This window comes from Rhizobium sp. G21, assembly GCF_014158035.1.
GTDB lineage: Bacteria > Pseudomonadota > Alphaproteobacteria > Rhizobiales > Rhizobiaceae > Rhizobium_E.
On record NZ_JACFXW010000001.1, the window covers coordinates 3,200,402 to 3,221,982 of the forward strand.

Annotated in this window: 17 protein-coding genes, 1 tRNA gene and 4 pseudogenes; 9 read left to right on the plus strand and 13 right to left on the minus strand. The window is 60.3% G+C overall.

Going from position 1 to position 21,581, the window contains the following annotated elements:
* The first annotated feature begins 101 nt into the window (after window positions 1-101).
* From H2O14_RS16020 to H2O14_RS16030, 3 genes and pseudogenes are all read left to right on the plus strand, one after another.
* Window positions 102-178: transfer RNA gene (locus H2O14_RS16020), tRNA-Met, on the plus strand.
* 173 nt (window positions 179-351) lie between these two features.
* Window positions 352-1,511, plus strand: a pseudogene (locus H2O14_RS16025) (CaiB/BaiF CoA transferase family protein).
* Window positions 1,508-2,635 (plus strand): extracellular solute-binding protein, encoded by a 1,128-nt coding sequence (locus H2O14_RS16030; RefSeq protein WP_182828431.1) that lies wholly within the window; start codon window positions 1,508-1,510, stop codon window positions 2,633-2,635. Before H2O14_RS16025 ends, H2O14_RS16030 begins: the two are co-directional and overlap by 4 nt.
* Before the next feature lie 63 nt (window positions 2,636-2,698).
* Here H2O14_RS16030 and H2O14_RS16035 read toward each other — a convergent pair whose 3' ends face one another.
* From H2O14_RS16035 to H2O14_RS16045, 3 genes and pseudogenes are all read right to left on the minus strand, one after another.
* A complete protein-coding gene (locus H2O14_RS16035) occupies window positions 2,699-3,232 on the minus strand; it encodes a MaoC family dehydratase (RefSeq protein ID WP_182828432.1) in 534 nt (177 codons plus the stop codon).
* 4 nt (window positions 3,233-3,236) lie between these two features.
* Window positions 3,237-4,079, minus strand: a complete 843-nt coding sequence (locus H2O14_RS16040) for an amidohydrolase family protein (RefSeq protein ID WP_182828433.1) — start codon at window positions 4,077-4,079, stop codon at window positions 3,237-3,239.
* 53 nt (window positions 4,080-4,132) lie between these two features.
* A pseudogene (locus H2O14_RS16045) lies at window positions 4,133-4,911 on the minus strand (IclR family transcriptional regulator).
* 147 nt (window positions 4,912-5,058) lie between these two features.
* Here H2O14_RS16045 and H2O14_RS16050 point away from each other — a divergent pair.
* The 5 genes and pseudogenes from H2O14_RS16050 to H2O14_RS16065 all read left to right on the plus strand — a co-directional run.
* Window positions 5,059-6,127 (plus strand): annotated as a pseudogene (locus H2O14_RS16050) (Gfo/Idh/MocA family protein).
* Window positions 6,124-6,579 carry a MaoC/PaaZ C-terminal domain-containing protein gene (locus H2O14_RS27580; protein WP_246697415.1) on the plus strand — a complete coding sequence of 152 codons (456 nt, stop codon included), beginning with the start codon at window positions 6,124-6,126 and terminating at the stop codon, window positions 6,577-6,579. Before H2O14_RS16050 ends, H2O14_RS27580 begins: the two are co-directional and overlap by 4 nt.
* 24 nt (window positions 6,580-6,603) lie before the next feature.
* Complete coding sequence (locus H2O14_RS16055; protein WP_182828435.1) at window positions 6,604-7,338, plus strand: SDR family oxidoreductase; 735 nt, start codon at window positions 6,604-6,606, stop codon at window positions 7,336-7,338.
* A 24-nt stretch (window positions 7,339-7,362) separates the two neighbouring features.
* The gene (locus H2O14_RS16060) at window positions 7,363-8,208 is read left to right on the plus strand and encodes a fumarylacetoacetate hydrolase family protein (protein WP_182828436.1); all 846 of its coding nucleotides are present in this window, start codon (window positions 7,363-7,365) and stop codon (window positions 8,206-8,208) included.
* A gap of 244 nt (window positions 8,209-8,452) precedes the next feature.
* Window positions 8,453-9,727 (plus strand): annotated as a pseudogene (locus H2O14_RS16065) (L-fuconate dehydratase); the annotation flags it as partial.
* Between the two features lie 76 nt (window positions 9,728-9,803).
* On the opposite strand, the gene H2O14_RS16070 reads toward H2O14_RS16065, so the two are convergent.
* Complete coding sequence (locus H2O14_RS16070; protein WP_182828438.1) at window positions 9,804-10,082, minus strand: hypothetical protein; 279 nt, start codon at window positions 10,080-10,082, stop codon at window positions 9,804-9,806.
* Window positions 10,079-12,022, minus strand: coding sequence for an AAA family ATPase (locus tag H2O14_RS16075; RefSeq protein WP_182828439.1), 1,944 nt, complete (start codon window positions 12,020-12,022; stop codon window positions 10,079-10,081). The genes H2O14_RS16070 and H2O14_RS16075 overlap by 4 nt, the downstream gene beginning before the upstream one ends.
* Window positions 12,023-12,216: 194 nt before the next feature.
* On the opposite strand from H2O14_RS16075, the gene H2O14_RS16080 reads away from it, so the two are divergent.
* Complete coding sequence (locus H2O14_RS16080) at window positions 12,217-12,849, plus strand: CatB-related O-acetyltransferase (RefSeq protein ID WP_182828440.1); 633 nt, start codon at window positions 12,217-12,219, stop codon at window positions 12,847-12,849.
* Between the two features lie 102 nt (window positions 12,850-12,951).
* Here the strand turns inward: H2O14_RS16080 and H2O14_RS16085 are convergent, their stop codons facing one another.
* From H2O14_RS16085 to H2O14_RS16120, 8 genes are all read right to left on the minus strand, one after another.
* The gene (locus tag H2O14_RS16085; protein ID WP_182828441.1) at window positions 12,952-14,673 is read right to left on the minus strand and encodes an extracellular solute-binding protein; all 1,722 of its coding nucleotides are present in this window, start codon (window positions 14,671-14,673) and stop codon (window positions 12,952-12,954) included.
* Between the two features lie 74 nt (window positions 14,674-14,747).
* The gene (locus H2O14_RS16090; RefSeq protein ID WP_182828442.1) at window positions 14,748-15,155 is read right to left on the minus strand and encodes a DUF2160 domain-containing protein; all 408 of its coding nucleotides are present in this window, start codon (window positions 15,153-15,155) and stop codon (window positions 14,748-14,750) included.
* Window positions 15,155-15,919, minus strand: a complete 765-nt coding sequence (locus tag H2O14_RS16095) for a carbohydrate ABC transporter permease (protein ID WP_182829405.1) — start codon at window positions 15,917-15,919, stop codon at window positions 15,155-15,157. The genes H2O14_RS16090 and H2O14_RS16095 overlap by 1 nt, the downstream gene beginning before the upstream one ends.
* Before the next feature lie 51 nt (window positions 15,920-15,970).
* Complete coding sequence (locus H2O14_RS16100) at window positions 15,971-16,837, minus strand: carbohydrate ABC transporter permease (RefSeq protein WP_182828443.1); 867 nt, start codon at window positions 16,835-16,837, stop codon at window positions 15,971-15,973.
* A 1-nt stretch (window position 16,838) separates the two neighbouring features.
* Window positions 16,839-17,909, minus strand: coding sequence for an ABC transporter ATP-binding protein (locus tag H2O14_RS16105; protein WP_182828444.1), 1,071 nt, complete (start codon window positions 17,907-17,909; stop codon window positions 16,839-16,841).
* Window positions 17,910-17,919: 10 nt separating this feature from the next.
* Entirely contained in the window at window positions 17,920-18,990 is a 1,071-nt protein-coding gene (locus tag H2O14_RS16110) for an ABC transporter ATP-binding protein (protein ID WP_182828445.1), read from the minus strand.
* 61 nt (window positions 18,991-19,051) lie between these two features.
* Window positions 19,052-20,575: a glycerol-3-phosphate dehydrogenase gene (glpD, locus tag H2O14_RS16115; RefSeq protein WP_312858613.1), complete on the minus strand. Its 1,524-nt coding sequence runs from the start codon at window positions 20,573-20,575 to the stop codon at window positions 19,052-19,054.
* A 128-nt stretch (window positions 20,576-20,703) separates the two neighbouring features.
* Window positions 20,704-21,498, minus strand: coding sequence for a DeoR/GlpR family DNA-binding transcription regulator (locus H2O14_RS16120; protein ID WP_182828447.1), 795 nt, complete (start codon window positions 21,496-21,498; stop codon window positions 20,704-20,706).
* Window positions 21,499-21,581 lie beyond the last annotated feature (83 nt).

Consider the following 21,581-nt stretch of genomic DNA (forward strand, 5'->3'; position numbering starts at 1 on the left):
TTTCGACCTTCCGGCAGAAAGTGGCCGAAGGCGCTTGACAGGGGCGGAACCCGCTTCTATAAGCCGCGCCACGACGACGGGCAAAGCTCGAAGTCGCGTGTGGCGGGGTAGCTCAGGTGGTGAGAGCGTGGGATTCATAACCCCAAGGTCGGCGGTTCAAGTCCGCCCTCCGCTACCAAACATTTATAGAACGAGATAAGCCGGATGCGTTTGCTCCGGCTTTTTTGTTGCGTTTTTCAAGGCTCGCGCAATACGTCTCGACCTGCGGATTTCGCTTGTCATCCATCCATATTTGAATAATCTATTCACTCATGAACTGAGTGGGCCGCTTCGGCTCGGGTGGAGGAGAGAATGCCTGAAATGATCGAGCCGCCGCTGGCGGGTCTCGTGGTCGTCGACATGAGCCAGTTTCTGTCGGGTCCTTATTGTTCGCTGAGACTTCTGGATCTCGGCGCGCGCGTGATCAAGATCGAGCGGCCCGATGGCGGCGATCTTTCGCGCCGGCTCTATCTCAGCGACACCGAGATCGGCGGCGATTCCACCATCTTCCATGCGATCAACAGGGGCAAGGAAAGCCTGGCGATCGATATGAAGAACCCTGAGGATCTCGTTGCCTTGAAGGCGCTCATCGCCAAGGCCGACGTGGTGATCCAGAATTTCCGGCCGGGCGTGATTCAGCGTCTCGGGCTCGATTACGAGGCTGTGAAGGCGATCAATCCCGGTATCGTCTATGGCTCGATCTCGGGCTATGGCGAGGAGGGGCCTTGGGTGTCGCGGCCGGGGCAGGATCTGCTGGCGCAATCGCGCTCGGGCCTGATGTGGCTGAACGGCGATCATGATCAGGGGCCGGTGCCGTTTGGCCTGGCGGTCGGCGACATGCTGGCGGGCGCAGCGCTCTGCCAGGGACTGCTCGCGGCGCTGGTGCGGCGGGGGATTTCCGGCCGAGGCGCGCATGTCGAGACGAGCCTGCTCGAAGCGTTGGTGGATTTCCAGTTCGAAGTGCTGACCACCTATCTCAACGACGGCAGGCGCATGCCCAAGCGCTCCGGCTTCCGCAGCGCGCATGCCTATCTCTCCGCACCCTACGGCGTCTATCCCGCTGAGAACGGCTATCTGGCGCTGGCGATGACGCCGATCGGCAAGATCGAGAAACTGCTCGACATTCCCGAGCTCTCCGCCTTCAGCGACAATCCCTCCAGCTGGTTCACCGAACGCGACGATATCAAGAAGCTGATCGCGGCGCGGATCGCCACCGGCACGGTCGAGCAATGGTTGGCGCTTCTGGAGCCCGCCGACATCTGGTGCGCCAAGGTGCTGGACTGGGACGAATTGATGTCGCATGAAGGCTTCCAGACGCTCGACATGCTGCAGACGGTGACCCGCGAAGACGCCGTCTCCATACTCACCACCTCGTCGCCGCTCCGGGTCAACGGCCAGCGCCCGCATGGCGACCGCGCCGCCCCCGGATCGGCGAACATTCGGACAGGATCCGCAAGGAGTTCAATCTATGACCATCACGCTCAAGGGCATGACCTGGAGCCATCCGCGCGGCTACGACCCGATGGTGGCGTCATCCGCACTCTATCTCCAGCAAAAGGGCGTGGAGATCGTCTGGGACAAGCGATCGCTGCAGGATTTCGAGTCCTTCCCGGTCGAGGAGCTGGCCCGCGCCTATGACCTGATCGTCATCGACCATCCGCATGTCGGCCAGATCACCGCCGAAAATTGCCTCGCGCCATTGGATATTGACGGTCGCGAACAGGCATTCGACGCCATGGCCGAGGCGTCTGTCGGCGAATCCTTCCGCAGCTATAACTGGCAGGGCCGGCAATGGGCCTTTCCGATCGACGCCGCCACCCAGGTGCAGGCTTTCCGCGAGGATCTCGCCGATGCCGTGGAGACGCTGGACGAGGTGTTCGAACTGGCCGAGCAGGGCGGGGTGATGCTGCCGCTCAAGCCGCCGCATTCGCTGATGACCTTCTACACGCTCTGCGCCAATATGATGAGCCCGTGCTCGACGGCCAAGGGCGACCTGATCGACGAGGAAACCGGGCTCGCCGCCTATACTGTGCTTTCCGAACTCGTCGCGCTGATCGATCCCGCCTGTTTCGACATGGACCCGATCGCGGTGTTCGAGAAGATGGCCGAGGCCGACAGCGTCATCGCCTGCGCGCCCTATATCTATGGCTATGTTTCCTATGCGCTCGACGGCTTCCGGCCCAATCCGCTGTCCTTCACCGATATTCCCGAAGCGGGCGTGATCGGGCCCGCGGGTTCGGCGCTCGGCGGCACCGGCATCGCCGTGTCGGCCTTCTCCGCCAACAGGGACGCGGCAATCGATTTTGCCTATTGGGTGGCGTCGGCCGAGATCCAGAAGGGCGTCTATGCCGCCTCCGGCGGCCAGCCCGGCCACGCCGACGCCTGGGAAGACGAGACCGTCAACGAGAAGACTTTCGGCTTCTACGAGAATACCCGTCCGACGCTGGAGGGCGCCTGGGTGCGTCCGCGCCACAACGGCTATATGGCGTTCCAGCATGCCGCGTCCGAGCGGATCAATAAGGGTCTGAAAGCGGGCGAGGACGGCAGAAGCGTGATCGCCGACCTCAACCTGATGTTCCGCGACAGTTTTCTCTGAGACACAGGTCCCGAATAAGACGAAGCCGCCGCGATGCCCGCGGCGGCTTTATTGTTTTCTGGGTCAGGCGTCCGGACGCTGACCCGAGCGGTAGCGCACTGTCTGGATATGCTCGCAATAGAGCACGAGTTCGCCTTCGCCCTTGAAGACTTCGTAGGAGGCACGGATCAGTCCCAACTGATCATATTTCGGCTCTTTGCCGAGATTGGTGCGGATCGTGTAGATCGTGTCGCCGATGAAGACAGGCTTGATGAAGCGCAGCCGGTCATAGCCATAGGAAAAGGCGTTGACGCAGTTGGTCGCCACTAGGCCCAGGCCGGCCGAGAAGACGAAGGCGCCGGCGACCAGCCGCTTGCCGAACATGCCCTCGGTCTCGGCGAAGATCTGGTCGCCGACATAAGGATGCATGTCGAGCACCAGCGCGTTGAACTGCATGGACTCGCCTTCCGAGATCGTTCGCCTGAGCGAGCGGATCTTGTGGCCGATCTCGAAATCCTCGTAGAACCAGTTCTCGGCGTTCCACACCGGCAGATCGGCGTGATTGGCCGGTATGGTGCGGGGATGCGTACTTTCCACGCCAACGGTCGGGGCGGCCATCGTCTCAGGCTCCCAGCCGCCAGATGCGGCGGGCGTTGCCGCTCAACAGCTTGGCCTTATCCTCGGCGCTGACGCCCTCCAGAAGCGCATGCGTTGCGGCGACCCAGGTGGAGAGCGTTCCAGCCAGGGTGCAGACCGGCCAGTCGCTGCCCCAGACCATGCGGTCAAACCCGAAACTGCCGATCGTGTGTTCGGCATAGGGCCTGATGTCGTCGAGCGTCCAAGTTTCGGTGTCGGTATAAGCGACGATGCCGGAGAGCTTGCCGGTGATGTTGGGGCGCTTGGCCACCTCGGTCATCTCATTGCGCCAGAGGTCATAGCCGCCGCCTTTGATGTCCGGCACGCCGCAGTGGTCGAGGATGAACTGGACATCGGGATTGAGATCGGCGAGCGCCGCCGCCTTCTTCAATTGATGCGGCTTGACCACGAGGTCGAAGGTGAGGCCGGTCCCTTTGAGGCGGCTGATATTGTCGCGGAACACCGCGCCCTCGGAGAGTTCGTCCGGCATGACATGCAGCACGCGCCTGAAGCCCTTGATGACGGGGTTTTGGCGGGCGCGATCGAAATAGGCGGCGAAATCGGCACTCTCAGGCCGGCAGGCGGCGATGGCGCCGACCAGCAGCGAACCATCGCGGGCGGCCATCGAGGCGACATAGTCGCTTTCCTTCTCGATATCCTCTTCCGCGACATCGACTTCCATATGCAGCACGGCCTCGATGCCGAGCCGGCGGGCTTCGCGGGCATAGTCTTCATAGAGCGCATTGCGGTTCAAGGGACCTGCCTCGGCCAGCCACGGATAGGTCAGCGCCTGCTGGTCGACGATATGCAGATGGGTGTCGATGATCATGTCGTTCTCTCCTCCGCCGGCGGCGCCGGCTCCTCCCTCTGGCCGGTCCGGGCTCAGTCGATTTCGAGACCGGCCGCTTTCGATATCTCCCGGCTCGTTTCGAGCAGCAGCGAAATGGTCGCTTCCATGTCCGGCGCCTCGGCATTCTTGATCGGCACAAAAGGCGTGGTCAGCGCCGCGATGGCGCGGCCATCGACGCCGAGCACCGGCACCGACAGATTGGTGACCGAGGCCGTCTGCAGGCTGGGCATGATTTCATAGCCGCGGGCGCGCACCGCCTCCAGCTTGGCGTCGAATTCCGGCGTGGTGTCGGCGCGGCCGCCATTGTCGGCATATTCCTCAGCATCACCGCGCGCTCCTCGGACGTGCGGAAAGCGAGGATGATGTGGCCCGAACCGGTGTCGATCATGTCGATATGGGCGCCGAGCCGCAGCGATAGACCCCAGTAACCCGGCGCTTCCTGCTGGGCGATGACCACGGCAGCGCCGCGATCGAAGACGACGAGGTGATTGGCCTGCCGGCTCTTTTCCGCGAGTTCCCGCATCAGCGGCGTGGCGTAGGAGACGAGACGGCGGACAGGGGCATGCATATGGGCGAGCCCGAACAGCTTCAGCGACAGGGCGTAGCGGTCGCCGTCGATGCGCGTCACATAGCCCCGCTTCACGAGACGGTCGAGCATGCGGTAATGTTCATTGGCGTTGCGGCCCATGCGCTTGGCGATTTCCGCCTGCGTCAGGCCGCCATCGACGCCGGCGAGCAGTTCGAGAATGTCGAGCCCCTTGTCGAGCGCGGGCGCCCGGTAACGGTCATCGTCTAAGGCTTCCTTGGCCAATGCATCCTCCAGAACAAGATGAGGTTTTGTAGACGACCGATGTGAGCTTGACAATATGTGAATAATCTCTTCATATGTGAATGACGCAAGGGAGGAGCATCATGAACAACCGGGAAGGACTGGCGCGCGGATGCGCCGGATCAATCCATGACGTTTGACCCGAAAGCGCTGTCGCAATCCTGGCCGCTGCCATCAAGGCCCAGACCGATCGTCACCTTCGGGGCGGGCTCGATCGTCGGCGACGCGCATTTTCCCGCCTATCGCAAGGCCGGTTTGCCGGTGGCCGGACTATATGATCCAGACCTCGCAAAAGCCAAGGCGCTGGCGGAAAAATGGGGCGTTGCGGCTTACGCTTCCGTGGAGGAAGCGGCTGCTGTCGACGGAGCCATTTTCGATCTCGCCACGCCGCCCGCCGCGCATCGCGCCGTGCTGGAGAAGCTGCCGGAAGGCGCAGGCGTGCTGATCCAGAAGCCGATGGGCGCCGATCTCGCGGCCGCCACCGAAATCCTCGACATCTGCCGTCAGCGCAATCTGAAGGCGGCTGTGAATTTCCAGCTGCGATTCGCGCCGATGATGCTGGCGCTGAAAGACGCGATCGCCAAGGGCTGGCTGGGCGAGGTGGTCGATTTTGACGCCTGGCTGGCGCTAGATACGCCCTGGTCGCTCTGGGCTTTCCTGAAAGGCCTGCCGCGGATCGAGATCACCATGCATTCGATCCATTATCTCGATCTGATCCGGCAGTTGCTGGGCGATCCCCGGGGTATTCACGCCAAGTCGATCGGCCATCCCGCCCATGACATGGCGCAGACCCGGACCTCGGCGATCCTCGATTACGGCGATCGGGTGCGCTGCGCGCTCAGCATCAATCACGACCACAGGTTTGGCCGGAAACATCAGGCCTGCGAATTCCGCATCTCCGGAACGGAAGGCGCGGCTTACCTTCAGCTGGGCGTCAATCTCAATTATCCCGAGGGCGAACCAGACATTTTGGAGATCTATCCCAAGGGCGGCGACTGCTGGGTCAGCGTGCCGCTCGAGGGCAAATGGTTTCCGGACGCCTTTGTCGGCCGCATGGCCAATCTGCAGCGCTTCGTCGCGGGCGAGGATGAGGAGCTTGTGAGTTCTGTCGAGGATGGCTGGCTGACCATGGCGCTGGTCGAGGCCGCCTATCAATCTCTCAGCCGCGCCCGCCACGCCCATTGCCGGGAGACCTTGATGGAACAGGAAATTTTCTTCGAAGACTATCAGCTCGGTCACGTCAGGCTGACCACCGGGCGGACGATCACTGAGACGGATTTCGTCGTGCATGCCGGCCATACCGGCGATTTCTTCCCGCATCACATGGATGCGGAATTCGCAAAAACCCTGCCGTTCGGCCAGCGCATCGCCCATGGCACGATGGTGTTTTCCATCGGCGTGGGCTTGACGGCGAGCCTTATCAATCCCGTCGCTTTCTCATATGGTTATGACCGGCTGCGCTTCATCCGCCCCGTCTTCATCGGCGACACGATCAAGACGCGGGTGACGATCGCGGCCAAGGAGGATGATCCGAAGCGGAAGGATGCGGGCCGGGTGATCGAACGCTGCGAGGTGGTCAACCAGCGCGGCGAGGTCGTGCTCGCGGCAGATCATATTCTCATCGTCGAGCGGCGCGTGAAGACCGCTTGAGATGTTTCAGAAGGACAGGATTTGATGAGCGACTATGTGAAGGGCAAGAAGGCGGTCGTCACGGCGGCGGCGCAGGGCATCGGACGGGCGACGGCGCTGGCGCTGGCGGCGGCGGGCGCCGAAGTGCTGGCGACCGATATCAACGAGACCGTGCTGAAAGAGCTCGAGGGCACGGCCGGCATCCGCACGCTGAAGCTCAATGTGCTCGATGACGCGGCGGTCAAGGCGGCGATTGCGGAAAACGGCCCGTTCGACATCCTCGTCAACAGCGCCGGCGTCGTGCATGGCGGCTCGATCATGGAGATGAAGGACGAGGATCTCGACTTCGCCATGGATCTCAACGTCAAGTCGATGATCCGCATGATCCGCGCCGTGCTGCCTTCGATGCTGGAGAAGAAGGACGGCGCGATCGTCAACATCGGCTCGGTCGCCTCGTCCATCAAGGGCGTGCCCAACCGCTTCGCCTATGGCGTGACCAAGGCGGCGGTGATCGGTCTCACCAAGGCGGTGGCCGCCGATTATGTGGCGCAGGGCGTGCGCATCAACGCCATCTGCCCCGGCACGGTGGAAAGCCCATCGCTGCAGGATCGCCTGCGCGCCCAAGGCGATTATGACGCGGCGCGCGCCGCCTTCATCGCCCGCCAGCCGATCGGCCGCATCGGCACGCCCGAGGAAATCGCCGATCTCGCCGTCTATCTCGCCGGCGCCACCTACACGACCGGTCAGGCCTATGCCATTGATGGCGGCTGGACCATCTGACGACAGCAACAAGGGAATATTGACATGAAACTCATGCGCGTTGGCCCGCTCGGCGCCGAAAAGCCCGCGATCCTCGCCGCCGACGGCACGATCCGCGATCTCTCCGCCCATGTGGCCGATATCGCCGGCGCGGCGATCGGTCCCGAAGGCCTGGCCAAGATCGCCGCCATCGACACCGCCAGCCTGCCCGTGGTGGCGGAGGGAACCCGCATCGGCGCCTGCGTCGGCGGCACGGGCAAGTTCATCTGCATCGGGCTCAACTATTCTGACCACGCCGCTGAATCCGGCATGGCGGTGCCGCCCGAACCGGTGATCTTCATGAAGGCCACCTCGGCGATCTGCGGCCCCAATGACGATGTGCTGATCCCGCGCGGCTCGGAAAAGACCGACTGGGAAGTCGAACTCGGCGTCATCATCGGCAAGACGGCGAAATATGTCTCCGAAGACGAGGCGCTGGATTATGTGGCCGGTTATGCCGTTTCCCACGACGTTTCCGAACGCGCCTTCCAGACCGAGCGCTCGGGCCAGTGGACCAAGGGCAAGTCCTGCGACACGTTCGGCCCGACCGGCCCCTATCTCGTGACCAAGGACGAAGTGGCCGACCCGCAGAACCTGAAGATGTGGCTGAAGGTGAACGGCGAGACCATGCAGGACGGGACGTCCTCGACCATGGTCTACAATGTGAAATTCCTGGTCTCCTATCTCAGCCAGTTCATGAGCCTGCATCCCGGCGACATCATCTCCACCGGCACGCCTCCGGGCGTCGGCATGGGCATGAAGCCGCAGCGCTTCCTGAGGGATGGCGACGTGGTGGAGCTCGGCATCGAGGGGCTGGGAACGCAGAAGCAGACCTTCGTGCAGGATAAGTGAGGGGAGTGGGGGCTGGCTTTCAGGCTTGGAGCCCGTGGCGCCCCCCCTCTGCCCTGCCGGGCATCTCCCCCACAAGGGGGAGATCGGCCGAGGCAGGCTCATCGCCTAGCCATAAGCGATTGTAATTGGGGAAGCCGGCGCCCCTTCCAATCTCCCCCCTTGTGGGGGAGATGTCCGGCAGGACAGAGGGGGTAAACCCCACCCGCCATACGACCAACAACATTCCGAACCAACAGAGGCATCCGTGACCAAGATCATCAGCCTGGAGACGCTCGATCTCCGTTTCCCGACCTCCCAGAGCCTTGACGGTTCGGATGCGATGAATCCGGATCCGGATTATTCGGCCGCCTATGTCATTCTCGGCACGGACGAGAGCGGGCTCGAAGGTCACGGCCTCACCTTCACCATCGGCCGCGGCAATGAGATCTGCTGCGCGGCGATCGAGGCCATGCGCCATCTGGTGGTGGGGCTCGATCTCGCCTGGATCAAGGAAAATCCCGGCCGTTTCTGGCGGCATGTGACCAGCGACAGCCAGCTGCGCTGGATCGGCCCGGACAAGGGCGCCATCCATCTCGCCACCGGCGCCGTGGTCAACGCCGTCTGGGATCTCCTCGCCAAGCAGGCCGGCAAGCCGGTCTGGCGGCTCGTGGCCGAGATGAGCCCGGAAGAAATCGTCGACATCGTCGATTTCCGCTACATGACCGACGCCATCACCCGCGACGAGGCGCTCGCCATCCTGCGTAAGGCAGAGTCTGGCAAGGCCGAGCGCATCGCGCGGCTCGAAGCCAAGGGCTATCCCTGCTACACGACCTCGGCCGGCTGGCTGGGCTATGACGACGACAAGCTGCGCCGCCTGTGCAAGGAGGCCATCGACGCCGGCTTCAACCATATCAAAATGAAAGTCGGCCGCGATCTCGAAGACGATATCCGCCGCCTGACTATTGCACGCGAGGTGATCGGCCCCGATCGCTATCTGATGATCGACGCCAACCAGGTGTGGGAAGTCGACCAGGCGATCGACTGGGTGAAGAAGCTCGCCTTCACCAAGCCCTTTTTCATCGAGGAGCCGACCAGCCCCGACGATGTGTTCGGCCACAAGAAGATCCGCGAGGCCATCGGCCCGGTGAAGGTGGCGACCGGCGAAATGTGCCAGAACCGCATCCTATTCAAGCAGATGATCGCCAACGGCGCGATCGACATCGTCCAGATCGACGCCTGCCGCATGGGCGGCCTCAACGAAGTGCTCGGCGTGCTGCTGCTGGCCGCCAAATTCGGCCTCCCCGTCTGGCCGCATGCCGGCGGCGTTGGCCTGTGCGAATATGTCCAGCATCTCTCGATGATCGACTATGTCGCGGTGTCAGGCGAGATCGACGGAAGGGTGATCGAATTTGTCGATCATCTGCATGAGCATTTTCTCGAGCCCTGCGTGATCGAGAATGCCGCCTACATGCCGCCGAAGGCTGCGGGGTTTTCTATTGAGATGAAGACGGAGAGCCGGGAGGAGTATCGGTTTAGGGGTGATTTGGGGGACGTGGGGGAGCCGGTCGAGGGGCCGGCTCGGTATTGTATTGGAAGTATCAAGGGTTCAAGTACTTTCAACCTGGCCGCGATACCTTTCCAAGGAGTGCCATGATTTCATCGTCAATATTCTCCTTGGTGACAAAGGAGGCGATCCGGCCGGCATCGCTTGTTTTGTTGTAGCTTAACCCATATCTTTTGAGCACGGAGTTAAGTATAAGAGATCCCGGTGCGAGAGATTGAGCGTTTCCGGCCCATTTTTTGTTAAATTCCGTCATGGCTTTTTCAAGATTAGCCTCAAGATTTTCTAATCTTTCTTGTAATGAATTTTTCGCCGATTTAAATTTCTCGTTCACATCATTTCTTCTAGTCTGTCTATATACACTGGTCTCATTAGCTTTTTCGCTAACGTCATAGACAAAACGTTGTCCTTCAGCGCTTCTGCTTCTTCGTTAATTGCAATAGCAATATCGGAGGTGGTTACTAATTGATTTTTATTGGATGATGTTGAGAGCTTGAATTCAATTAATTTTTGAATAGCTGCTGGGACAAGAAGATAATTTTCCAGCTCTCGTTTCTTAAGCCAATGCATCGTTGCGCGTTGACCCAACCGTTTTTCGGCCTTTTTGATTTCATCCTCTTCTCGCTCGTCGCGATCCAGCAAAAATGTCATGGGGATCTGTCGACGAGATAGCAGATCAAGGGTCGCCTCCGATGCAAAATGTTGATTATTAGAAGCGCCTCCCATTTGTACTAAACCTAGTCCAACTGCTGAGAAATCCAACCCAAGAGATTTGGCCAAATTCGAAATTATTGATTCATCCGAAGGCCCTTCTACAAATAGAAGTCTGTCAAACATAAGTACAGAACTAGGCTTTATACCCATTTCTCCTGGAATTTTTAATATGTCGTCCTCATTTATAGTTATATCTATGAAGGAATTTTTATATTTGTCTCTGCTTACTAAGTATATATTTTGCTTATTTGAAACATCTATAAAATTTGTCGAGTGTGTAGCTATAAATACTTGACAAAAATTTCCTTTTTCAACAAGGTAGCTGTGTAGTACTTTTTCAAGGCCTGGATGCAAATGAACTTCTGGCTCTTCAATTAGAGCGTAAGCAGGGCGCTCAAGTTCTAGATCAAGAATGATACGCAACGCTTCTCTGATGCCCGCACCATTTGCTTCTACCAAAAATTCGTCAATATCAATTTCTGCAGCGCGGCCGCCTCGTATTGATTGAAGCAGGCCATCATCACTATCAAAGGCGTCAACAGCGACACCCAGAAGTGATTTCACGGTCGATTGTAATGATGCAAGCCTTTCCGGCCCACCACGTTTAGTTTTGAGCTTTAGTAATTGCTCGGCTTCGCGCGCTCCTATTGCTTGTCTTGTTTCTTTAAAATGAAGCACGGAATTATTTGCTATCATTCTTATTATGGGTTTAATATAAGCGGGAGGCTTTCGTACTGCGCCGGTGAAAGATTGTATTGCCTCTTTCAGGGGTGTTGATTGTATCTGGGAAATATTGTCACGAAATTCTTCTCTCAAAGCTTCAATGCTGCTTGATATCTCATCTTGTGAATTGGCGGCTTCAAAGATCGCTTCTAGTTTGCGGTTGATTTCTTGGGGTAAATTCAAGTTTCTAGTATAAAAACGCATCTCAGATCGTTCTGGTCGTTCAGAACGTTCTCGCTGCCGAAATGCCGGTGATCGGGCAATTTCAGGCCCGATCTTGGCAAGATCTTCAATGTTTACTTTGAGCTGCGCGATTCTTCTCTCGCTCACCAATAACTCAAGAGCTGCGTCATCGGGAATAAATAAAAGCTTATTGCCGTCTGTGGTAATAAATTCTCCGCTATCTATTATTTTTCCGACAGAAATTTCCTGTATATATTTGGTTAGTATACCATCATGGAGGCGTCCTGCGACAATGACAGATAATTGTTCACGATTCTCAAGGGCTTTAAGCGCGACTTCAATTCCTTCCAAATCTGATGCTACTGCATTTCGAATAAATGTAGACTGCTCAGAGGATATACGAAATTGAATTCCTATCTGAACTAATCCCTGTTGATTTCGGCCCGTAATCTCATCGATAGGGCGGCCGCGAGGTGTCCATGGACCAGTGATCGAATCCGTTCCCATGAAATCGAAGGCAAATTCTATCGCGGCAAGTATTGTGGATTTCCCAGCGTTGTTCTTCCCAATGAGAACATTTACATCAGAACATTTTTCCAACCCAGCTCGCTTTAAGCTGCGAAAATTTCTTGCCGCCACTGCTTCTATTTTCAATTTTCGAACTCCAATTAGAATCTCAAGTCTAGCCAAGTTAGACCCAGTTTTGATATTGTCTAGACAGGATGGATAAGAAATACACCAATAGAGGGTGTGTCGTAAATTTTGTTTCTGCAAAATATGGTTGACGAATAAATAATGTATATGTTTCGCAGATTTGCGCTGAGCCGCGCATTGTGACGGACCCCGTCATGCCCCTTCTCGACGCCGATCTCCTCCATCCCATCACGCTGCCGGATGGGACCGTCTATCGCGACACCGTGCATCTGAAACAGGCGATCGACCATCCGCGCATCGAGGTTGGCGATTACAGCTATTTCACCCATTCGGGCAGCGTTGAGGAGACGGCGGGGATATTGGCGCCCTATCTTGGGCCCGGCTGCCGGGAAAAACTGGTGATCGGCAAATTCGTGCAGATCGCGCGCGGCAGCTTTTTCATCACCAGTTCCGCCAATCATCCGATGAAGGGCGTCACCGCTTATCCCTTCCGCAGCTTCAAACCGGAAACCTTTGGCTACAAGGATCTGCCGGTCAGGGATACGGTGGTCGGCCATGACGTCTGGATCGGCCATGAGGCGGCGATCATGCCGGGGGTGCGGATCGGGTCGGGCGCCATCATCGCGGCCCGCGCCGCCGTGGCCCGCGATGTGCCGGCCTACGCCGTCGTCGGCGGCAATCCGGCCGGGATCATCCGCATGCGCTATTCCGACGATGTGATCGCGACGCTCCTCGACATCGCCTGGTGGGACTGGCCGCTCGACAAGATCGAGGCCAATCTGGCGCCTCTCGAAAGCGGGGATATCGAGGCGCTGAAGCGGGCGTGAGGGATCGCTGTGCTGGGTCCGTCGCGGGGCTTCTGTCGCTCGCCCAAAAAAAAAAACCGGGGCGTTTCCGCCCCGGTCCGTGAAGTCATGGCTTTTGGCCGATTACTTCTGCCAGCTCTTGACCAGTTCGTCATAGTTGACGGTCATCGGCTTTTCTTTTTCGTTCTCGATCTTCAGCTGCGGAGCGAGATGGCCGTTCTTCACGGCGTCGGCGTTCCAGTAGGCGAGATCATGCTCTTCGGCGAGCTTCGGACCCATTTCACCCTGCACGCCGGCGCGTTCCAGGCGGCTCAGCACCTTTTCCTGTTCGGCGCAAAGCGAATCCATGGCTTCCTGCGCGGTCTTGGCGCCGGAGGCTGCGTCGCCGATCGCCTGCCACCACAGCTGGGCCAGCTTCGGATAGTCCGGAACGTTGGTGCCGGTCGGCGACCATTGCACGCGGGCCGGCGAGCGATAGAACTCGATCAGGCCGCCGAGCTTCGGCGCGCGGTCCGTGAAGCTCTTGTGCTGGATGGTCGATTCGCGGATCAGCGTCAGGCCGACATGGCTCTTCTTGACGTCCACGGTCTTGGAGGTGACGAACTGCGCATAGAGCCAGGCGGCCTTGGCGCGATCGTCGGGCGTGGACTTCAGAAGCGTCCAGGAACCCACGTCCTGATAGCCGAGCTTCATGCCGTCCTTCCAATAGACGCCATGCGGCGACGGGGCGAAACGCCACTTCGGCGTGCCGTCCTCGTTGACCACCGGCAGGCCGTCCTTGACCATGTCGGCGGTAAAGGCGGTGTACATGAACATCTGCTGGGCGATTTCGCCCTGGGCCGGCACCGGGCCGGATTCCGAGAAGGTCATGCCCTGAGCGGCAGCCGGCGCATAGGCCTTCAGCCAGTCGAGGTATTTCTGGATGGCGTAGACCGAAGCCGGGCCGTTGGTGTCGCCGCCGCGAGCGACGCAGGAGCCGACCGGCTGGGACTTGTCGTTGACCTTGATGCCCCATTCGTCGACCGGCAGACCGTTTGGCAGGCCCTTGTCGCCATTGCCGGCCATCGACAGCCAGGCGTCGGTGAAGCGCCAGCCGAGCGAGGGGTCCTTCTTGCCGTAGTCCATGTGGCCATAGACTTTCTTGCCGTCGATTTCGCGACCGGTGAAGAATTCGGCGATGTCTTCGTAAGCGGACCAGTTGACCGGCACGCCGAGGTCGTAGCCGTATTTGGCCTTGAAGTCGGCCTTGTTCTTTTCGTCGTTGAACCAGTCGTAGCGGAACCAGTAGAGGTTCGCGAACTGCTGGTCGGGCAGCTGGTAGAGCTTGCCATCAGGCGCCGTGGTGAATTTCAGGCCGATGAAGTCGTTGAGGTCGAGACCGGGATTGGTCACGTCCTTGCCTTCGTTGGCCATCCAGTCGGTCAGCGAGCGGGCCTGCTGGTAGCGCCAATGGGTGCCGATCAGGTCGGAGTCGTTGACATAGGCGTCATAGACGTTCTCGCCCGACTGCATCTGCGTCTGCAGCTTTTCGACGACGTCGCCTTCGCCGATCAGGTCATGGGTGATCTTGATGCCGGTGATGGCGGTGAAGGCCGGAGCCAGCACCTTGGATTCATATTCATGCGTGGTGATGGTTTCTGAGACGACCTTGATTTCCATGCCGGCGAAGGGCTTGGCGGCGTCGATGAACCATTGCATTTCCTTTTCCTGGTCCGCGCGGGACAGTGCCGACATGTCGCCGACTTCCTTGTCCAGGAATTGCTTGGCGTCGTCCATGCCGGCGAACGCCGTGCCGGCGAAAGCGAGCAGGATTGCCGCCGTCGATGTCATTAGATGCTTTCGCATAAGATCCTCCCATAGGTTTTGCGATTGCGTATGAAAGCGCGCCGGCTCCCCCGGCCCGCTCATTCCTCCTTGGCTCAGACCAGCTTGAACACGCCGAGCGCGTAGACGAGCGAGAGAGCCAGAGCCCACCACAGATTGGCGCCGATCAGCCCCAACCATGCGAGATGAATAAATGCCGAGCCGAGCAGCGAGATGAACAGGCGGTCACCCCGCGTCGTCTCGAAGCGCAGGATGCCGGTGCGCGGATTGCCGCCCGGCGAGGCGCTTTCCCAAACGGCCATCAGCGCCAGCAGAAAGGCGATGGTCATGAAGAACAGCGCGCCGGGGAAGGACCAGGCCATCCAGCCGCCCGGTATCAGCGGCGCGTACCAGTCGACGGCGCCGTCCTTCACCGGCAGGCGCGAAGCGAGTAGGCCCACGGCCCCGGCATAGACGAGAACCACGATGGCGAGCGCGAACGGCCAGCGACGAGTAGCGTTCATCAGACCCTCCCCAGGGCGAAGCCCTTGGCGATGTAGTTGCGGACGAAATAGATCACCAGCGCGCCGGGGATCAGGGTCAGCACGCCGGCGGCGGCCAGCACGCCCCAGTCCATCCCCGAGGCCGAGACGGTGCGCGTCATAGTCGCGGCGATCGGCTTGGCGTCGGTGGTGGTCAGCGTGCGGGCCAGCAGCAGTTCGACCCAGGAGAACATGAAGCAGAAGAAGGCGGCGACACCGATGCCCGAGGCGATCAGCGGCGTGAAGATCTTCACGAAGAAGCGCGGGAAGGAATAGCCGTCGATATAGGCCGTTTCGTCGATTTCCTTCGGCACGCCCGACATGAAGCCTTCGAGGATCCACACGGCCAGAGGCACGTTGAACAGGCAGTGGGCGAGCGCCACCGCGATATGCGTGTCGATCAGGCCGAAAGCCGAATAGAGCTGGAAGAAGGGCAAAGCGAACACCGCCGGCGGGGCCATGCGGTTGGTCAGCAGCCAGAAGAACAGATGCTTGTCGCCCAAAAACCGATAGCGCGAGAAGGCGTAGGCCGCCGGCAGCGCCACCGACACCGAGATCACCGTGTTGAGCGCCACATAGATGATCGAGTTGATATAGCCGTTGTACCAGGCCGGATCGGTGAAGATCACCGTGTAGTTCCGAAGCGTCGGACTGGTCGGCCAGAGGGAGAAGGCGCCGGTGATTTCGGCGTTGGTCTTGAAGCTCATATTGACGAGCCAGTAGATCGGCGCGAGCAGGAAAAGGATATAGAGCGTCGAGACGAGGGCGGCGCCGTAGCGGGGGACTTGGTCATGGTCTCAGCCTTTCTGGTCGCTCGAGGTCATCACGGTGTAGAAGATCCATGACAACAGCAGGATGATCAGGAAGTAGATGATGGAGAGCGCCGCGGCCGGGCCGAGGTCGAACTGGCCGACCGCCATCTTGACGAGGTCGATCGACAGGAAGGTGGTGGAGTTGCCGGGGCCGCCGCCGGTGACGACGAAGGGCTCGGTGTAGATCATGAAACTGTCCATGAAGCGCAGGAGCACGGCGATCAGCAACACCCGCTTCATCTTGGGCAGTTCGATATAGCGGAACACGGACCAGCGCGAGGCGCCGTCGATCTTGGCGGCCTGGTAATAGGCTTCCGGGATCGAGACGAGGCCGGCATAGCAGAGCAGCACGACGAGGCTCGTCCAGTGCCAAACATCCATCACCACGAGCGTGACCCAGGCGTCGATGGGATCGCGGACATAGTTGTAGTCCACGCCGATGGCCTCGAGCGAGTAGCCGAGCAGACCGATGTCGACGCGGCCGAAGATCTGCCAGATCGTGCCGACCACGTTCCAGGGGATCAGCAGCGGCAGCGCCATCAGCACCAGGCAGACCGGCACGCCCAGGCCCTTCTTGGGCATGTTGAGCGCGATGAAGATGCCGAGCGGCACTTCGAGGGCCAGGATGATGAAGGAGAACAGCAGGTTGCGCTGCAGCGCCGACCAGAAGCGTTCCGACGACAGCGTGTCCGAAAACCACTCGGCGCCGGCCCAGAAGAATTCGTTGTTGCCGAACGTGTCCTGCACCGAATAGTTCACCACCGTCATCAGCGGCACCACGGCGGAGAAGGCGACCAGCGCCAGCACCGGCAGGACCATGAACCAGGCCTTGTTGTTCCAGGTCTTGTTCATCTCAGGCCTCCGTCTTCACGCGCCAGGAATCGGCGTAGAGGTTGATGGCGTCCGGATCGAAGGTGACCCGGGGATCGGCGGGGATCTCGTCGTCTTCTTCGAGGATGGCCGTCAGGCTCTGGCCGGCGAATTGCGTCCGGATCACCTTGTGGCGGCCGATATCCTCGACCTTGGTGACGGTCACGGGCATGCCCTCGCGACCGAGACGGACGAATTCCGGACGGATGCCGAGCTCGATCTTGGCGGCGCCCGCCACCGAGGGGGCGGAGGACAGTTCGATCGCATGCTCGCCGACGCGCACGGACGCGCCGTCCAGCGTCGCCGGCAGCACATTCATGCCGGGCGAGCCGATGAAATAGCCGACGAAAGTGTGGCTGGGCTTTTCGAACAGTTCCGCCGGCGTGCCGATCTGCACGATCTGGCCGTCATACATGACGACGACCTTGTCGGCGAAGGTCAGCGCTTCGGTCTGGTCATGCGTCACATAGACCATGGTGTAGCCGAACTGGCGGTGCAGCAGCTTGAGCTGCGAGCGCAGCTGCCATTTCATATGCGGATCGATGACCGTCAGCGGCTCGTCGAACAGGATGGCGCTGACGTCTGCGCGCACGAGGCCGCGGCCGAGCGACACTTTCTGCTTGAGATCGGCGGTCAGGCCCTCGGCCTTGCGCCGCGCCATCGATTCGAGATCGATGACCTTCAGGATTTCCTGGACCTTGGCGGTGACCTGCGCTTCGGGAATGCCGCGATTGCGCAAGGGGAAAGCGAGATTGTCGAACACGGTCATCGTGTCATAGACGACCGGGAACTGGAACACTTGGGCAATGTTGCGCTCTTCCGTGCGCAGCCGCGTCACGTCGCGGTCGCCGAGCAGCAGCCGGCCATGCGAGGGCGTCAGCAGGCCCGAGATGATGTTGAGCAGCGTGGTCTTGCCGCAGCCCGAAGGCCCGAGCAGCGCATAAGCGCCGCCGTCTTCGAAAATGTGGTCCACTTCCTTCAGCGCGTAATCCGAAGGCTTCTCCGGATTGGCGGTGTAGGCGTGGCGAATGTGATCGAGCGTGATGCGCGCCATGGTCTTCTCCTCAGGCCGCCAGCGCAGCGTTGCGACCATCTTCGCGGAAGGCGAGCAGGTGGCGCGTGTCCAGATAGACCATCAGATCGGTGCCGGGGGCGATGTCATGTACGCCCTTGGTCAGCATGACCCAGGTTTCCGATCCGTGGGCGAGATGCACGAAGCTCTCCGATCCGGTGATTTCCGTCACCGCCACGCGTGCGGGCAGGGTGGCGGTTTCGATGCTGACGGGCTTCGGCGACAGGTGATGCGGCCGAAAGCCGATGGTGAGCTTGCCGTCGGGAATGGCGGCCATGTCGCGCGGCGTGGCTATTTCCGCGCCGCCATCGAGCGCCAACACGGCGCCGCGCTTGACGGCGGAGATCATGTTGAGCGGCGGATCGGAAAAGGTCTGCGCGGTGAGCAGATCTGTGGGACGGCGGAAGACATCGACCGTCGGGCCATATTGCGTGACGCGGCCTTCATGCAACGTCGCGGTCGCGCCGCCGAGCAGCAGGGCTTCGGTCGGTTCGGTGGTGGCGTAAACGAAGATCGCGCCGGTTTCGGCGAAGATGCGCGGCAATTCGGCGCGCAGTTCCTCGCGCAGCTTGTAGTCGAGATTGGCGAGCGGCTCGTCGAGCAGGACCAGGCCGGCATTCTTGACGATGGCGCGGGCGAGCGCGGTGCGCTGCTGCTGGCCGCCGGAGAGTTCGAGCGGCATACGCTTGAGATAAGGGGTGAGGCGCAACAGTTCTGCGGCCTTCATCACCTGACGCTCGATCTCGGCGCGATCGGCGCCCTTCACGCGGAGCGGCGAGGCGATATTGTCGTAGACGGTCATCGCCGGATAATTGATGAACTGCTGGTAGACCATGGCGACATTGCGGGCCTGAACGGGGACGCCCGTCACGTCCTTGCCGTCGAAGAAGACAGATCCCCTGGTGGGGCGGTCGAGACCCGCCATCAGCCGCATCAGCGTGGTCTTGCCCGACAGCGTCGGGCCGAGCAGCACGTTGAGCGAGCCTTTGTCCAGGCGCATGGACACATCGGTGATGTGACGCTCTGCGCCGACGTGTTTGCACACGCCCTTCAGTTCCAGCATTGTTCCTCCTCCCCAGCAGGACTGTCGCCGTCAGCGGCCGTCTCGGCCCATGTCGTCAATCCTACTGCGCAGCGGCGCGTGTGCTCCGCCGGTCTTGCATATAGGCCTCGAGCGCTGTCACGCTGTCGGCATCGAGTGTCAGACCGAGCTTGGTGCGGCGCCAAAGCACATCTTCGGCGTCGACGGCCCATTCCTGGTCCATGAGATAGTTGACTTCGGCTTCGGTCAGATCACCGCCGAAGACGCGGCCGAGATCGGCCAAGCTTCCGGCGGTTTTGGTGAAAACGAAAGCGCGCGTTCCGTAGAGACGCATGAGCCGTTCGGCGAGCGCGCCCGGCAGCCAGGGCTTTTCCGTCCGCAGCCGCGACACCAGTCCGCCAAAGCCGTTGCGGTCGAAATCGCCGCCCGGCAGCGTCGCGCCTTCGGTCCAGGGTTTGCCCTTGGCGCCGAGCACCGCCTCGATCTTTTCGAGCATGGATTCGGCGAGCTTGCGATAGGTGGTGATCTTGCCGCCGAAGACATTGAGCATCTGCGGCTCGCCATCTGCGCCGACCGCCTTCAGCACGTAATCGCGGGTGGCTTCCTGCGCCTTGGAGGCGCCGTCGTCGTCATAGAGCGGACGCACGCCGGAGTAAGACCAGACCATGTCGGCGCGGGTCACAGGCTCCTTGAAATATTCGGAGGCCCCGGCGCAGAGATAATCGATCTCGTCGTCGGTGATCTTCACATCGGCCGGATCGCCCTTGTAGTCGCGGTCCGTGGTGCCGATCAGGGTGAAGTCCTGTTCGTAAGGAATGGCGAAAAAGATGCGGCCGTCATTGTTCTGGAAGAAATAGGCGCGCGGATCGGCGAATTTCTTCTTCACCACGATATGGCTGCCTTGCACCAGGCGGACATTGTGGGTGTTGGAGCCGGCGGCGTTCTGCAGCAGCTTGTCGACCCAAGGGCCGGCGGCGTTGACGAAGAGCTTGGCCTTCACCGTGTCGCGCGCGCCGGTCAGCACGTCCTCGACCACGATGGCCCAGAGGCCGCCTTCGCGTCGGGCGGAGACCACCTTGGCGCGGGTGCGGATCGTCGCGCCGCGATCGGCGGCGTCGCGGGCGTTGAGCGCCACGAGACGCGCATCGTTGACCCAGCAATCCGAATATTCGAAGGCCTTGCGGAAGCGATCCTTGAGCGGCTTGCCGGCGGGGTCGCGGGTGAGATCGAGCACTCTGGTGGCCGGCAAAGCCTTGCGGCCGCCGATATGGTCGTAGAGGAACAGGCCGATGCGGATGAGCCAGCCGGGACGCATGTCCTTGTGCAGCGGCAGAACGAACCGCAGCGGCCAAATGATATGCGGCGCCATGCCCCACAGCACTTCGCGCTCCATCAGCGCTTCGCGCACCAGGCGGAATTCGTAATGTTCGAGATAGCGCAGGCCGCCATGGATGAGCTTGGTCGACCAGGAGGATGTGCCGGACGCCAGATCCTTCATTTCCGCCAGGTAAACGGAGTAGCCGCGACCCACCGCGTCGCGGGCGATGCCGCAGCCGTTGATGCCGCCGCCCGCAATGAAAACATCATGGATCACGTCTGCCGTCACGATTCTCTCCCCCTTTCGCATTGCAAAATATATCGCAATTGCGAAACTGAAAACATTCAAAACGAAAACAAAACGAATGTCAATCGAAAACAAACGAGGTAAAATTTTACCGAGCGCACCCTGGATATTTACTGACCGGATGCGCTGCGAATATCGGACTGCGCAGCGGTCTCGATGAGGTTCACCCCGTTCTCACGACAGATTTTCTGCACGCTCAGCGGATAGCAGCGATCCGTCACGAAAGTGTGCACCTGCGAAATATGCGCGATTCTGACCGGCGCGGTGCGTTCGAATTTCGTCGAATCCGCCACGAGGATGACGTGCCGGGCATTGGCGATGATCGCCTGAGCCACTTTCACTTCGCGAAAATCATAGTCCAAAAGCGCGCCGTCGTCATCGATCGCCGATGCGCCGATCACGGCGTAATCCACCTTGAACTGGCGGATGAAATCGACGGCGGCTTCGCCGACCACGCCGCCATCGGCGGCGCGCACCACGCCGCCGGCAATGACCACCTCGAATTGCGGATAAACGCGCAACCTGTTGGCGACATTGATGTTGTTGGTGATGATCATCAACCGGCCATGGTCGAGCAGCGCCTGCCCCACGGCCTCCGTCGTGGTGCCGATATTGACGAACAATGAGGCGTTGTCGGGGATCAGGCCGGCGGCGGCGCGGCCGATCGCTTCCTTTTCGCCGGCGGCGATCTGGCGGCGTTGCTCGTATTGCATGTTCTCCGTGCCCGAGGGGAACACCGCGCCGCCGTGAATGCGGTTGAGCAGCTTCTTTTCGCAGAGGTCGTTGAGATCCTTTCGGATCGTCTGCGGCGTCATGTCGAAACGTGACGCGAGATCTTCCACCAGCACCTTGCCGTGGGTCTTGGCGATGTCGAGGATCTGTTGATGGCGGGGTGAGAGGAACATGCGCGCGCGTCCGTCGTGTCGTTTTCGCTCCGAAGATAGAACGAAAAAAACGAAAGTAAAGCCTGACCGATATTCCCGCGCGC